This is a genomic window from Teretinema zuelzerae (assembly GCF_021021555.1).
Taxonomy (GTDB): Bacteria; Spirochaetota; Spirochaetia; order Treponematales; family Treponemataceae; genus Teretinema; species Teretinema zuelzerae.
The window spans coordinates 1,510,305-1,525,184 of record NZ_JAINWA010000001.1 but is presented as its reverse complement, the minus strand read 5'-3'; the positions used below and the strand labels follow the sequence as shown (position 1 = coordinate 1,525,184).

The 14,880-nt window shown below is 53.3% G+C and carries 11 protein-coding genes and 1 pseudogene; 8 read left to right on the top strand and 4 right to left on the bottom strand.

Annotation, left to right across the window (positions count from 1 at the left end):
• Position 1 precedes the first annotated feature (1 nt).
• Complete coding sequence (locus K7J14_RS06700) at positions 2–1,237, top strand: hypothetical protein (protein WP_230754597.1); 1,236 nt, start codon at positions 2–4, stop codon at positions 1,235–1,237.
• A gap of 115 nt (positions 1,238–1,352) precedes the next feature.
• Here the strand turns inward: K7J14_RS06700 and nifJ are convergent, their stop codons facing one another.
• Entirely contained in the window at positions 1,353–4,907 is a 3,555-nt protein-coding gene (gene nifJ / locus K7J14_RS06695; RefSeq protein ID WP_230754595.1) for a pyruvate:ferredoxin (flavodoxin) oxidoreductase, read from the bottom strand.
• Between the two features lie 138 nt (positions 4,908–5,045).
• Between nifJ and K7J14_RS06690 the strand changes: the two genes are divergently transcribed.
• The 5 genes from K7J14_RS06690 to K7J14_RS06670 all read left to right on the top strand — a co-directional run bounded on the left by K7J14_RS06690 (position 5,046) and on the right by K7J14_RS06670 (position 7,939).
• Entirely contained in the window at positions 5,046–5,948 is a 903-nt protein-coding gene (locus K7J14_RS06690) for an ATP-binding cassette domain-containing protein (RefSeq protein ID WP_230754593.1), read from the top strand.
• A gap of 80 nt (positions 5,949–6,028) precedes the next feature.
• A complete protein-coding gene (locus tag K7J14_RS06685; RefSeq protein ID WP_230754592.1) occupies positions 6,029–6,610 on the top strand; it encodes an LPP20 family lipoprotein in 582 nt (193 codons plus the stop codon).
• A gap of 132 nt (positions 6,611–6,742) precedes the next feature.
• Complete coding sequence (locus K7J14_RS06680; RefSeq protein ID WP_230754590.1) at positions 6,743–6,991, top strand: helix-turn-helix transcriptional regulator; 249 nt, start codon at positions 6,743–6,745, stop codon at positions 6,989–6,991.
• Positions 6,992–7,024: 33 nt separating this feature from the next.
• Entirely contained in the window at positions 7,025–7,225 is a 201-nt protein-coding gene (locus K7J14_RS06675; RefSeq protein WP_230754588.1) for a PspC domain-containing protein, read from the top strand.
• 51 nt (positions 7,226–7,276) lie between these two features.
• Complete coding sequence (locus tag K7J14_RS06670; protein WP_230754586.1) at positions 7,277–7,939, top strand: Crp/Fnr family transcriptional regulator; 663 nt, start codon at positions 7,277–7,279, stop codon at positions 7,937–7,939.
• Between the two features lie 3 nt (positions 7,940–7,942).
• Here K7J14_RS06670 and K7J14_RS06665 read toward each other — a convergent pair whose 3' ends face one another.
• Positions 7,943–8,776 (bottom strand): alpha/beta hydrolase, encoded by an 834-nt coding sequence (locus K7J14_RS06665; RefSeq protein ID WP_230754584.1) that lies wholly within the window; start codon positions 8,774–8,776, stop codon positions 7,943–7,945.
• A 251-nt stretch (positions 8,777–9,027) separates the two neighbouring features.
• Here K7J14_RS06665 and K7J14_RS06660 point away from each other — a divergent pair, with 251 nt between their 5' ends.
• Complete coding sequence (locus tag K7J14_RS06660; protein ID WP_230754583.1) at positions 9,028–9,807, top strand: hypothetical protein; 780 nt, start codon at positions 9,028–9,030, stop codon at positions 9,805–9,807.
• A gap of 5 nt (positions 9,808–9,812) precedes the next feature.
• Here the strand turns inward: K7J14_RS06660 and pheT are convergent.
• Together pheT and pheS are read right to left on the bottom strand one after the other, a co-directional pair.
• A pseudogene (gene pheT, locus K7J14_RS06655) lies at positions 9,813–11,554 on the bottom strand (phenylalanine--tRNA ligase subunit beta).
• A gap of 12 nt (positions 11,555–11,566) precedes the next feature.
• A complete protein-coding gene (gene pheS / locus K7J14_RS06650; protein WP_230754582.1) occupies positions 11,567–13,123 on the bottom strand; it encodes a phenylalanine--tRNA ligase subunit alpha in 1,557 nt (518 codons plus the stop codon).
• 60 nt (positions 13,124–13,183) lie between these two features.
• Here pheS and K7J14_RS06645 point away from each other — a divergent pair, with 60 nt between their 5' ends.
• Entirely contained in the window at positions 13,184–14,872 is a 1,689-nt protein-coding gene (locus K7J14_RS06645) for a sensor histidine kinase (protein WP_230754580.1), read from the top strand.
• Positions 14,873–14,880 lie beyond the last annotated feature (8 nt).

The window sequence follows — 14,880 nt, the reverse complement described above, 5'->3', positions numbered from 1 at the left end:
TATGAAAAAGCTATTACCTACAGTCGCCTTATTTTTGATTCTTGCTTCTTCCTGGGCCGCCGACGCTCCGCGGAGGTTTTTCGAAACCGGTTTTGATCTGGGAGTGGCCGCGTCTAACAACTACATCGGTCTAACGGATTTCTTTCAGGAAACCCTGGTGATCGATCTCGATCAAATAGCCGCGGATCTCTCCAAGCCCGGATTCAGGCTTTCAGGCGGCGCTGATGCCGCATGGCTGATGAATCTGAATTTGGGTAAAACCCTTCAGATGGGCGTTTTCTTCGGACTACAGGGAACAACGTACGGAAATGTGCCGGGATCCCTGTTCGAGCTCATAGCCGAAGGAAACACGCTCGATAAGGCATATACCGGGGATTTCCTGATGTGGGGCGATTTGAACGTAGAACTGGGCGCGCATGTGGGAACCAGGATTCCGACACCTGTCGGCCCGATTACCGTGGACTTTAAGCCTGTGTACTACATGCCGCTTATCCACATAGACAATCCGACAACCACATACCTGTTCGAGACACGGAGCGACGGAACAGTCGTTGCTTCCCTTAATGCAACTGTTCCCATCTATTCCGTCGTTTCGCTGGAAGGAATCGATTCGGGAATAAACACAAACGAGGCGATTTCCAATCTGTTCGGTTCGGGCGGCTTGGACTTGAGCGTGACCGGGGAATATCAGCTGTTTCCGGTGCTCGCAGTAGGCGCTTCGCTGAAGCAAATCCCGATCGTTCCCGCCCGATTAAGCAACCGGGCTCTCATGACGGCGACCTATTCTGTTGAAACGCAAAGCGTGCTGGACGGCGTCAGTCTGGGAGAGGAAGAGGAAGGCGAAGAAGAAACCGAGATGTTTACCACGACGGAAGAAAGCGACTTTACCTATGATTCAAGCAATGTTTCATTCGTACGGCCTTTCAAAATCGGGCTTCACGCAGGGTATACCCCGTTCGGAAAACTGCTGACCGTTACACCGTCTCTTGGCTTGGGCGTATATAATTCGGTCTTTATGGAATGCGGACTGGAAGGCAAACTGAATCTTGCGAATATCTTAATTCTGAGCCTCGGCACGCAATACGAAGATCTTGCCTGGAGCCAGCAGCTCAGGATGATCTTTAATCTGCGAGTGCTCGAGCTTAATCTATTCGTCGGAGCGCAGTCCCCTTCATTCCTGAAAAGCTTTACCGGAGCCGGTTTGGGAGCCGGTTTAGGCGTTCGGATGGGATTCTAAGAGAAATTCTATAATTCTCTCAACATAAGCAGTACAGCGAAAAAAAAAGAGGCTTCCCGGAATCTACCGGGAAGCCTCTTTCTATTTGAGAGCCGCAAGGCTCTCAAACGAAGATTTAGAATTCGCGCTTGGAAAGATATTCGTATTCCTTCCACTGGCGGCGGACCTTGTCCTCAGCCTTTTTCAGGAGCATTTCGGCGCGATCGGGATCGGCTGCCTTCAGGCTCTTGAAGCGAACTTCCTTGTACATGAAGTTCGCAAGGTTGTAATCCGGCTCCTTGCTGTCGAGCTGGAAGGGGTTCTTTCCTTCGGTAGCAAGGCGGGGATCGTAGCGGTACAGGGGCCACAGACCGCAGGTAACGGCTTCTTTCTGGTTGGTCATTCCCTTTTCCATGTCGATGCCGTGGTTGATGCAGTGGCTGTACGCGATGATGAGGGACGGACCGTCGTAGCTTTCAGCTTCGCGGAAGGCCTTGATCACCTGGTTCATGTTCGCGCCCATGGAGATGCGTGCGACGTACACGTAGCCGTAGGTCATCGCAATCATGCCGAGGTCTTTCTTTGCAGTGCTCTTACCTCCGGCCGCGAACTTGGCGACAGCGCCGATCGGGGTCGCCTTGGACATCTGTCCGCCGGTGTTCGAGTACACTTCGGTGTCAAGAACGAGGACGTTGATGTTGCGTCCGGACGCGAGAACGTGGTCAAGACCGCCGAATCCGATGTCGTAGGCCCATCCGTCTCCTCCGATAACCCATACGGAGCGTTTTACGAAGTGGTCGGTCAGGGAAGCGAGTTCCTTGGCGTCTGCGTCGGAAGAAGAAGCGAGTTCTTTCTTGAGCTTTTCGATGTCGGCGCGCTGAGCGGCAACCGCCGCGTCGTCTGCCTGCTCGTTTGCGAGGATGCGTCCGATGGTGTCCGCCGCGATTCCCTTGCCCTTGACTGTTTCAGCAACTTCGCGCGCGTAAACGGCGAGCTTGTCGCTTGTAAGGCGCATTCCGAAGCCGAATTCGGCCGCGTCTTCGAACAGGGAGTTCGACCATGCGGGTCCGTTTCCGTTGATGTTTTTGCAGTACGGGGTCGAGGGGAGGTTTCCGCCGTAGATGGAGGAACAACCGGTCGCGTTCGCGATGACCGCCCTGTCTCCGTAGAGCTGGGAAAGGAGCTTGACGTAGGGAGTCTCTCCGCAGCCTGCGCATGCGCCGGAGAACTCGAACAACGGCCGCTTCATCGCGATGAACTTCGCGTTGGAGAGGTTGAGCTTTGAAGAATCGGGATCGGGAAGATTCTTGAAGAAGTTCCAGTTGGCGGATTCTTCTGCGCGGTGATCCGCGAAGTTCTTCATGTTGATTGCTTTGACGTTAGGATCGTCTTTGCTCTTCGCGGGGCACTGCTGTACGCAGAGACCGCATCCGGTGCAGTCTTCTGCAGAAGCCTGGATGGTGAACTTCCATCCTTCGAATTCCTTGGTTTTATAGTCCGCCGACTGGAAAGACGCGGGCGCTTTGTCGAGGAATTTGGGATCGAAGGCTTTCGCGCGGATTACCGCGTGCGGGCAGACCATGGTGCACTGGCCGCACTGGATGCAAAGGTCTTTGTTCCAGATGGGCATGCGTTCCGCGATCGCGCGCTTTTCGTACTGCGTGGTCGCCGAGGGGAAAGTTCCGTCGTTCGGGACCTGACTTACCTTGATGGAGTCGCCTTTGTTCACCGCGATGGTTCCCAGCACGTTCTGAACGAACTCGGGAGCGTCTGAAGTCATTGCGGGGAGCATCTTGAGCTTGCTGTCGGTCGTCTTGGGGTAGTTAACCTTTTCGACTCCCGCGAGGGCCATATCGATGGTGTCGATGTTTTTCTTGACGACGTCGGCGCCTTTCTTTCCATAAGACTTCTCGATGAACTTCTTGATGAGGGATACGGCTTCCGCTTCGGGCAGAATTCCGGAAATCTTGAAGAACGCAGTCTGCATGACGACGTTGATGCGTCCGCTCATTCCCGCCTTATCCGCGATGGAAACGGCGTCGATGACGTAGAAGTTCAGTTCTTTGGAAACGATCTGCTTCTGCACCTCGACCGGGATGTGGTTCCATACATCGTCCTTGCCGTAGGGGCTGGTCAAAAGGAAGGTCGCTCCCTTTTTGGCGTTCGAAAGCATGTCATATTTTTCGAGGAAGGTGAACTTGTGGCAGGCGACGAAGTCGGCCTGAGTAACCAGATACGGCTTGCGAATTGCGTGCTTTCCAAAGCGGAGGTGGCTGGTCGTGATCGAACCGGACTTTTTCGAGTCGTAGACGAAGTAGGCCTGCGCCTTGTTGTCGGTGGCTTCGCCGATGATCTTGATGGAGTTCTTGTTCGCGCCGACGGTACCGTCCGATCCGAGGCCGTAGAACATTGCCTGGTGCATGTCGCGGTCTTCAAGCTGGAAGCTTTCGTCGTATTTCAGGCTCGAACCGGTGATGTCGTCTTCGATGCCGATGGTGAAGTTTTTCTTCTTTTCGTTCTTGAGGTTGTCGAATACAGCCTTGACCATGGCGGGAGTGAATTCCTTGGATCCGAGACCGTAGCGTCCGCCGATGACGAGGGGCCAGTCCTTGAACTGGCATTTGCCCGCGGCTTGTACTTCGCCGATCGCGGTGCGAACGTCTTCGTACAGGGGTTCTCCGAGAGAACCGGGCTCTTTGGTGCGGTCGAGAACGGCGATGGCCTTAACGGTTGCGGGAAGGGTTTTCACGAAATCTTCCGCGCTGAAGGGGCGATAGAGGCGAACTTTGAGAAGTCCGATTTTTTCTCCCTTCGCAACGAGGGCTTCAACGGTTTCTTCAACGGTATCGCAGCCTGAACCCATCAGGATGACGACGCGTTCGGCGTCGGGAGCTCCGAAGTATTCATAGAGCTTGTACTGGCGTCCGGTGAGCTTGGCGTATTTGTCCATCGCTTTCTGAACGATGGCGGGAACTTTGAGGTAGTATTCGTTGACCGCTTCGCGGCCCTGGAAGTATACGTCGGGGTTCTGGGCGGTTCCGCGGATGGCAGGATTTTCGGGGGTCAGACCGCGAGCGCGGTGCGCGCGCACGAGTTCCGCGTCGATCATCTTCTGCATCACGTCGTATGACACTTCTTCGATTTTCTGCACTTCGTGAGAGGTGCGGAAACCGTCGAAAAAGTGGAGGAAGGGAATCCTGGACTCAAGGGTCGCGGCATGGGAGATGACCGCGAGATCCATGACTTCCTGGACATTGTTCGACGCAAGCATCGCCCAGCCGGTCTGGCGGCAGGCCATGACGTCCTGGTGGTCTCCGAAAATGGAAAGCGAACTTGCCGCGATCGCGCGCGCCGCAATATGGAATACGGTGCTGGTGAGTTCGCCTGCGATCTTGTACATGTTCGGAATCATGAGGAGAAGACCCTGCGAAGCGGTGAAAGTAGAAGAAAGAGCGCCTGTCGTCAGCGCGCCGTGTACGGCTCCGGCGGCTCCGCCTTCGGACTGGAGTTCGACGACTTCGGGAACGGTTCCCCAAATGTTCTTCTTGCCTTTCGCGCTGTATTCGTCAGCTACTTCGCCCATCGGGCTTGAAGGGGTAATCGGATAGATCGCGATGACCTCGCTCAAGGCATGAGCGACATGACCGGCAGCGGTGTTGCCGTCGATCATTACAAGTTTTTTTTCAGACATATTTCCGTCCTTATAAAAAGAATTGAGAGAAGAAAACGTTAATAGGTAAGAAAATACCTAATCACGCTATAAAATACTCTTCCTGCCCGTTTTTTGCAAGGGTACGAACACTCACCCTATATGGTATAATCCGTACTCATGAGCGAATCAAACACATCAATAGTCAGTTTTACAGACGTATCTTTTTTTTGGCCCGATCCGTCAACCGGGCAGATTGAAACAGGCTCGAAACCGGTTTTTTCAGGCTTTACGGCCGATATTCCGGGCGGTTTCGTCAGTTTGACGGGTCCGAACGGCGCGGGCAAGACCACCTTCATGCTGCTGGCCGGAGCGCGGGTTCTTCCGATTGAAGGCGTCGTCCGTCTTTTCGGAATGGATACGCGCATTCTTTCAGGCGCTTCATCCCCCGACGGTACGGCCCCCGGCCCCGGTCTTACCCCCGAAGTAGAGCATCGGCGCAGCCTTGCGTGTTCATATATTTATCAGAATATGGAATTCGAGAAGGATTCCGCAGGAGAGCTTTCGCTCGCCGCCGTTCTCGATCAGGTCTATGAGGGAGGAGGATTGCAGGGAAACGCGGAAGATCTGAAAAAAAACGTCTATTCGGTCTTTGAACTCGAAAAATTAAAGGATAGACGGCTTGACGCCTTGTCCAAAGGCGAACAGCAGCGCGTGTATCTGGCTTTTTCAGCCTTGTACGGTTCAAAGTCGATTATGATGGACGAGCCCATGTTCGCCATGGAGCCGAGGCAAAAAGAAAAAGCTCTGGATTTCTTCAAAAACCTGTGCAGGGAAACGCCTGTGTCTGTGTATGTCTCTCTTCATGAACTCGCGCTTACCAGAAAGTACTTTGATACGGTCATGCTTTTTCATCCCGATCGATCGATAGATCTGGGGACTCCGGAAGAGGTTCTGACTGCGGAATCCCTGGAAAAGGCCTACGGAGTCCCCGAAGCGATGCTGTACGACGGCGAAAAGCTGACCCGCGCCGCGTTTGTAGAGGAAGTGGATATTATTAAGGATTCTTTCGCGGAGAAGTGACAAATAACCTTTGCTGATTTGTTTTGTTATTTGCAGTGTGTTAAGCTTACTGCAATGAGATTTATTCTGGAGGAAAATGTATGACGAAGAAAATTCTTGCCGTTCTGGCAACTATCGCGCTCGCGGCTTCCGTGTTCGTATCTTGCGGTTCCAGCCCCGACAAAGATGCTGAACCAGTAGCAAAACCGCTTATTGGTCTTGAAGGCGTGCCTCAGCCTCAGTGGGTGAACAAGATTCCGAAATCCGCGGAAATGTATTTTGCCGTAGGATATGGAAAAATGTCCAACAAGCCGAATTCCATCATGCGCGCTGAAGCAGACGCCAAAGATCAGATCGCACGCTGGGTTACCACGAGCGTTAAAACCGCGCTGACCAACTACACCAGCGATTCCGGTTCCGGCGACAACCGCCAGGTTCTCGAATTCATGGAGAACATCTCCAAACAGGTCGCGGATCAGTCTCTGTCCGGCGTCGAGCGCGACGAGGTCTGGGTAGATCCTGAAGGAGGCGTATACGTTCTGGCCTCTTTCCCGAAGGCGAACGTAGGAAAGAGCTTTGAAGAGGTTTCAGGAAGCTTCGTACGCAACGAAGCCGCCGCTTTCGCCGAATTCAAGGCGAAGGAAGCGCTCTCCTTCCTCGAGAAAGAAACTGCTAAAGACTAAGTCTGTTTAATCGGAACGTACGGTGTTCGGCTACTGAAGCCGAACGCCGTACGTTTTTTTTCGTAGCTGAGGAATGTAAAAATAATGTACATAAATAACGAAAATCACTGGTGCGTAAGCCAGGAGGTGTGTATGAAAAATGTTTTATCTGATTTACGGCAAATGCGGGGTTTGACACAGCAGGAATTGGGGGAATGGGTCGGCGTGAGCAGGCAAACTATCATTTCGCTTGAATCGGGAAGGTATAACCCTTCTTTGCATCTTGCCCATCGACTGTCTGTTTTTTTTGAAACCCCGATAGAAGAGATTTTTTTATTTGATGACGAGAATTCATACGAGGCTGTCGAACCGGAATCTTTGGATAGGGTAAGCTCCGTATAACCGTATGCGTTTTCTGATTCGGAGGAGATAAGCATGGCCCGACGGCTTTATAAGATCGAACAGGGAAGAAAGATATTCGGAGTGTGCGGCGGCGTCGCGGAGTATTTTAATATCGATGTCGCGATTGTGCGGATTGTGTGGGCTGTCCTCGGCTTATGCTACGGAACAGGCATTCTGATCTATCTCGTCTGCGCCTTTGTCCTTCCGAATAAAAGCGAAGTAGAAGCTTTTTAAAGAATCGTTGTAAACCGTTACCGCTTGCGGGGAATGGTATTTTCGGAGAAAATGGCTCTTATGGACGATACGCAAACAGCCTTTCCCCTGGATATCTATCTTTCTCCCGAAGACAAGTCGATGGTTCATTCGCATCTGCGGGTTGCCGATATTCCCGCCGGAACGGTTTTATTCGATTCAACAAGCTGTAAAGGCGTTATCGTCGTCGTTTCAGGGGTCGTACGCGTATATATCCTGTCCGACGGCGGCAGGGAAATCACCCTGTATCGCTTGTTCGCGAACGATTTATGCACGCTCTCCGTTTCCTGCGTAATGGGATCGATGCCGATGCAGGCGATGATTCAAACCGATACCGATTGCAGGATAACCACCCTTTCAAACGATATATTCTCTGATATCCATTCACGGTACCCTTCGATCCAAAAATTGATGCTGGAAACCATGAACTCCAGGCTTTCCGATATTATGTGGGTTCTGGAGCAGGTCGCCTTCAAGGCGATGGACGTCCGAATAGCCCAATATCTATTGTCTCGACCGTCGCTTATCGTGTATTCGACGCATGACGAGATTGCCGCAGAGCTCGGCACCGCCCGCGAGGTAGTGAGCAGAATGCTCAAGTACTTCGAGAAAAACGGGTATGTCGAGCTGAGCAGGGGCAAAATCAAGATAATCGATGAAAGAGGATTCAGAAAAATCCTCGAGAAATCGGAATAACGCTTATAGAGATCGTATCCATCGGCCGGCCAGGTCTATCCAGCCCTGACAGTCTTCCTGTATCCCCCACCCGAGACTGTTCGCCGTTTCTTCCGTCGCCGCGGCAAGCCCGTGCCCTCCTCTTTGATACAAGTGCATTTCGAAGGGAACTCCCTTTGCCCGCAAGGCTTGCGCGAAAAGCAGGGAGTTTTCGACCGGAACCAGCTGATCCTCGACCGTGTGCCAGATGAACGCGGGCGGCGTGTCGCTCGTCACCCTTTTTTCCAGAGAAACGCTCTCGAGCAGCTCGTCGTGGCGTTCCGCAAGCAAGGCTTTAAAAGATCCTTTGTGGGCGAATTCACCCGAAGTGATAACCGGATAGCACAAGAGCAGAGCGTTCGGCCGTATCAGCGCGGGTTTTACTCCTGTCAGCTCCGAAAGAAAGGGTTCGTTCCAAAGCGTTCCGAGGCTGGCCGCCAGATGTCCCCCCGCAGAAAAGCCCGCGGCGATGATTTTCTTCGGATGTATATGCCAGGCGGCGGCGTTTTTTCGTATCAGGGCGACGGCCGCGGCCGCTTCAAGCTGAGGCGCCGGAAACACAGCGGGCTTGCAGCTGTACTTCAGGATCGCGGCCTGGAATCCCAACGCGTTCATCCTGACGGCGATATGCTCTCCTTCCCGAAACGAGGTGAATTCATAGCCGCCCCCCGGGCAGATGAGGACCATAGGCCTTCGTCTGAACGGCTGCATTTCCAGCGAATTGTCCAATATATAGGTGTGCAACGTCGCTTTTTGCTGGGGCGCGCCGATTCCTGCGCGCGAATAATCGCAGTCCAGTTCAATTATCTGATGCCGCATGGTCCCTCCCTGTGCATAAAACGCCGCGTATCGATTACCCGGAATACTAAAACATCCGGTCCATGCCTGCAAGCCGATTGTAAAAAGAACGGCCATTTTACTAAACCGCCTTGTAATGCTCATTTGCTTCCATATCATTTAGAGAGATCGCTAAAATGTATCCAAAAAAATGAGCGGAGGCCGGGATGAAGACGTTTGTAGTTGCTCCTGATAGATCGCGAATTCCCTTTGAGTTTCTTAAAGGATTCTGTATGAAAGGCTGCGAGGTTCATTTCCTGGAAGGAGAAAGCCGAGCGGAAATCGATTTACAGATCCGGAATATTCTGGCCTTTGTCCCCGAAGTTTTTTTTCTCTGCTGCATCGATTCCCGCATCCCCGATCTGGATTGGACCGCATGGATTGAAACTACTGAAAAAACATGGAACGGACGCATTCACTTCGGAATTTTATATAATCGCGAGCATTCCCAGTCGACCATTCAAGATTTTTTTTATCATTTCAGGGCGAACGGTACGCACGGGCGTCCGTTCCTGCCATTGGACGTGTGCCCGTATCGGAATCTTTTTTCTCTGGCGAATATGCTGGAGTCGTTGAGGGTTAACGGTTCCCGCTCCGTGCTTCGCGCGCGGGGCGGAACTTCGAGCTCGGTCAAAATTCTTGCCGATTCTAAAGTCCACGCGGCCGAGGTGTTCGACATCAGCATAACGCATTTATCCTGTTATCTTCCGGACGAGTGGACAGCTGTAACTCAAAACACCGTTTGTCAAATAGAATGTCTGCTGGATCGGGAGCCGTTGTATTTTAACGGGAAATTGGCTCATAAGCGGAATACGAGCGACGGCGTTCTCTATGTGTTCGCCATCATGGATGTTACGGGGTTGAAGGGCTTCTTCCCGGAGGCGGTTGTTAAGCTGAACAGTTTTGTGTATGAACGGTGTTCCCGGGAAATATGGAACGCTGACTTGACGGGATCGGAGTATCAAAAAAAAGCCCGGATCAGCGGCGATTCTGTCCGGGTTTCCGTTTTATAGTCTGATTACATCAGCAATTCGAGATCGATCTCTCCTGCGACGCAGGGGATGCCGATCGTCCAGTTTTCCAAAACCTGGGGATGGATTTCTCCGAAAATGCCCGCCTGGACGCCGTTTACAAGGATTCCTGCCTGGCGCCCGGGGATGAACCGCGGGTCCTGCGTTTCGAATACCGAGTAATCATGGTCCAGATAATAGAGCAGGCTGGCGACCTGGCTTGCGGCTTCGTTGAAATTCGCCTCGCCGGACGCCGAAAGAAAGCCGAGGTGCTGTCTGGTTCGGGTTCCGGTATTTTCGCTTTCTTCCAGATACGCGACTTTTCCGATTTCGAAAATTCTGTGCGGATAGACGGCGTTGCCGGAAGGAGCTTCAGCGGCGAGGAGGCTTGGAAGAATGGACGGCCTGACGAACTGATAGTTTTCGGTCATCGGGTTGGAAATTTCGATGACCTTTGCCCCGATTTCCGTTCCTGCGATATTCATTCTTTCGATAAAATCTTTTCCCGAACCCAGATAGTTGAAAATCATCTCCTGGTAGCCGAGCCCGACCATCAGGCTTTTCGCCTTGCGGCTGAAAAGGGTTACAGGCGTTAGCCGGCCGATCGTGAAGTCCGACGGTTTGGCGGGGGGAAGCTCGAGATTTCCCTGCCCATCATTACATCCTCGATGATGTCCACTTCATGCAAGAAGTCGTTGCGGTATTCGGGAGGCCGAATGGCGACGGTTTCCTTTGAAATTTCTACGGCGCAGCCCATTCGCTCGAGGGCGTCGGCAATCTCCGCCGCTTTGAGCTCGGTGCCGAGAAGCCGGTTGATCGCGGGTATTGTGGTCGAGGCGGGCTTCTGGAAGTAGAAGGGCGTTGTGACGGCCTTGCCGAATCCTGTGTCGTAGGGGTGTTCAACTTTTACAGGAAGGATGGAGTAGCCGGCGTCCGCGAAATCGCAGGCGACGATGCTGGTTGCAAGAACGAGGCTCGGCATATCCGTGCCGGTCATTTCGACGAGCAGATCCCTGTCTCCCACCTGGACCGCTCCGAGCGTTGCGCTGTTGATGATGGGCGCCATCGAGAGGACTTCGTTTTTGTCGTCGACGAGCAGGGGGAACTTCTCTGCCTGGGCGAGGATCCAGCCGTACTCTTTTCCCTTGGGATGGTCGGTCAGAATTTGACGGCAGGTCATGGGCGCGTCGCATGCGAGCGGAACGAAGCTGGTTTTATCGGGATCGACTGCCTTGTAATGAACCGGCCAGGAAATGTTTGCGGAGCGGTATACTCCCATGGAGATGGATCTGCGCTTTCGTCCGAAGTTCCAGCACAGTTTTTCCTGCGTTTGAATGATGTCCAGCAGCATCGGCTCGTCGATGGGTTTTCCGGAAATCACGAAGGCCGTCATGTAGGGCCGGATTTCCTTCAGGGCCGGGTCCACCGTAACGACGCGGTTCGCGCAGTCTTTAACGTCGTTTTGCGTCGAAAAGAATGCCGAATAGTCCGCTTTGGTTCCGTTCTTTCCCGGTCCTTTTTTCGCGTGCAGCCTGAGCTGGCGGGCAACGCCGGCAGTAGACCAGAGGTCCGGGCGGTTGGTATCGTTCAGCTCGATTTTAATGGTGCGGACGTCCGAAGAGACGGACATGTCCGGCTTTTCATCGAGCTCAGCCTTCGCGCAGGTGAGCCGGTCTTCGAGTTTCTGGTAGTCGTATGTATCGCCGAGGAGGCTGAAGAAGAGCCGCTCGTTCACTTCGATCTTTGGCATGATAGCTCCTTTTTAATACTTTGCTTTCCGCAGGCGGACGCCTTCGATATCTCCGGAGAAAAGCTCGCGCAGGTCGTTGAGGCCCAGGGCCATGAGCGCCATGCGGTCGATGCCGATTCCCCAGGCGAGAACCGGCACGTCGATTCCCATCGCCTTCGTTACTTCCGGGCGGAAGATTCCGGAGCCTCCCAGCTCGAACCATCCGAGAACCGGGTGCTTGATGTGCACTTCGATCGAGGGCTCGGTGAAGGGGAAGTATCCGGGAACGTATTTTACTTCCGTCGCTCCGGCGATTTCCACCGCGAACATTTCCAGGAAGCCGAGAAGGGTTTTCAGATTCACTTCGTCGCCGAGAACGATTCCCTCGGTTTGATAGAAGTCCGAAAGATGGGTCGCGTCGACCTTGTCGTAGCGGAAGCAGCGGGCGATGCCGAAATACTTGCCGGGAATCTTCGCTTTGTGGAGCTGGTGCGCTGAGAGCGCTGTTCCCTGGCTTCTGAGGATGAGCCGGCGGGTGAAGTCGCGGTCGAAGCTGTAGTTCCATCCGCGGCTTCCGGTGTTTCCGCCGTTCTGATGGGCGGCGGCTACGTTCGAAAGCCAGGGTTCTTCTATCGATTTGGCGTGGGTGGGATTTTTCACGTAATACGCGTCGTGGATGTCGCGCGCGGCGTGGAACTGCGGCATGAACAGGGCGTCGGAGTTCCAGAATTCCGTCTCTACCAGGGGCCCGTCGAATTCTTCGAAGCCGAGCGAGCACAGCTTGTCTTTCACGCTCTCGAGAAAGCTCACGTAGGGATTGGTTCTTCCCGGTATGACGCGGGCCGGCGGAACGGCGATGTTGTATCCTCTGAACGAACCTTTTTTCCAGTCTCCCGATTTCAGCAGCGCCGGGGTAACCGTGCCTATTTCTTCTCCGGTGATGCCCGCGGCATCCAGGGCTTTCTTAACGTCCTTCGCCTCGTCCTGAAGCGCGTAAAAGACGGTTTCCCGTTCAAGAATGCGGAAGGGCGAATCCGCCGAGCCTCGTTTTTTGGCGAGAGACGACATGACGGCTATTTCATCGGGGGTCAGGGTTTTCTGGTCGATGGCGCCGGAAGGCGTCTGGGACGCGAGGCGGACCAGAGCGATGGTTATGGCCATGCGTTTATCCTGGGGCATGCAGTTGAAGACGGCTTTTTTGTCTTCTCCCATCTGAACGGCGCCTTCTTTAGAAAGCTGTCCGAAGGCCGAACCGACGTCCTTGTTTTCCAGTTTTAGCGCGGCGGCTATCTCCGGAAGGCTGTGCGGTCCTTTTTCCTGCAGGAGTTTCAGGATTTTTTCTTCAGGCGTTCCTTCCGATGCCCATGCCCTGCCGAGCTCTGTTATTTCAAAAAAAGTATTCGCTTCCCTGCGAAGCTCCTTGACCAGAAATTTTCCTCCAAGCCATGAAAACGCCTGGTTCGCATGTCCGGGTTTATAATTGAGTTCTTTTTCGAGTTTCTCCATGGACAACTCTGTTCCCGGCTCATAGGCCCGGAGAACGCGGATTTCCAGGGGATGCAGATTTTTGATTATCGACTGTACATCCATGACTTACTCCTGTTACAATATGCCTACCTTTATATCATTTTCACCGGAGCGCAGTAAAGGGTGCAAAAAAACCTGAGAATCTGGACAAAGATCTTCTTCATAGTTCTCATTGCGCTTGTTCCAACGCTGGTGATAACCGTGTATTCCGTCACATCGGCGCGCTATGCTTCCATTTCCAAAAAAGAACAGTTTTTAGACAATTTGTGCGAAGGATTTATCAACGAGCAGCGTTTGATCTGCCGCTCCGCGAAAGAATTGCTGCAAGCGGTATCACAGACCCGGGCAGTCGGTCGCGCGGATTATGCTACGTTGGACGTTTATTTCAAGAGCTTGATGAAAATTTATCCTGATTACGCGGTTTTGCTTGCAGCCGACGAAGCAGGCTCTGTCGTCGCATCCGGAGTGGGCAAAACAGGCTATTCGCTGTCCGACCGCGAGTATTTCAGCGATGCTTTGCGGCGCAGGGAATTTACGGCGAGTTCTTTTCTTTACAGCAAATCGACCGGCGCCCCGTCTATAATCTATTCGCTTCCGGCAGAGATCGCTTCCGGCGCATCCCTTGTCCTTATCGCCGCCTACGACCTCTCGTATTACAACACGGAGCTGTCTCTCCAGCGCATTCCCGACGACGGTACGATTCTTGAAATATTCGACGCTCACGGGAGACGCCTGTTCTCTTCCAGCGGTATGAATTCCGACAAGCCGGGCGATTTCGTTCTTTCCGAGCTGCAGGCGCTTTCATCGATCGGGGAACGGGCGGAAACGCGCACTATTCAGATAGGCGGAGAAAAATACCTGGCGTCGTCTCAAACCCTTTCAGATTCCGGCCAGAAATTCACCGTAACCGTCCGGATTCCGTACGACGTCGTGCTGTACGAGGCCGGGGTTCCGATAGCGCGCGTGCTGATTTTAATGTTATTCGCCTGTATCGCTGCTTTTGCCGTGTGCATTCAGATGGCGAGGCGTCTCTTCGTCGACCGAATAATCCGGCTCACCGAGTTTTCCAAAAGTTTGGCCGACGGAGACCTTGCCGTGCGATCCGGCATGAACCGCGCCCATGACGAAATCACCGACTTGATGATCGCCTTCAACCGCATGGCCGCATCTCTTGAAGACCGGACGCGGGATTCGGAACGGATTCTTGAAGAAAAGGAAAACCTTCTTCTGGAATTGAAAAAACGGGTGGCGGACAATCTTCAGCTGTTGTCGAGCATCGTGCATCTCCAGCAGATCCACGCAACGGATGAGCCGGTGAAAAAAGCGCTCCAAACGACGCATTCGCGCATAATGGCTCTTTCCATGGTGTATGAAACGCTTTTCCGATTTTCGGATGTCGAGTCCATCGTCATGCAGGAATACTGCACCGGCTTGTGCGATTATCTGGTATCGCTCTATTCGGAGATCGGCTCGAAGGTGCAGTGTTCAGTGTCGGGAATCGATATTTCGCTTTCCATCGAGAGGGCCCTTCCTCTGGCGTTGGTAATAAACGAGCTGGTGTCGAACAGCCTTCTTCATGCCTTCGGCATCGGAGATGAAGGCTTCATCGATATTGAATTTCTCGACGCGGCGCAGGGCATGGCAGTTTTGTCGATCATCGATAACGGACGCGGCTTCGACGAATCCGTCCGAAAGGGAGACTCTCTCGGCTACGAGATGATCGAGGCTCTGGTTTCGCAGTTGAACGGCTCTCTCTTGATAGACCGCTGCGATTCAGGCTCGCGGGTCCGGGTTTTCTTTCCGTTAGCGTGACGAAGCGA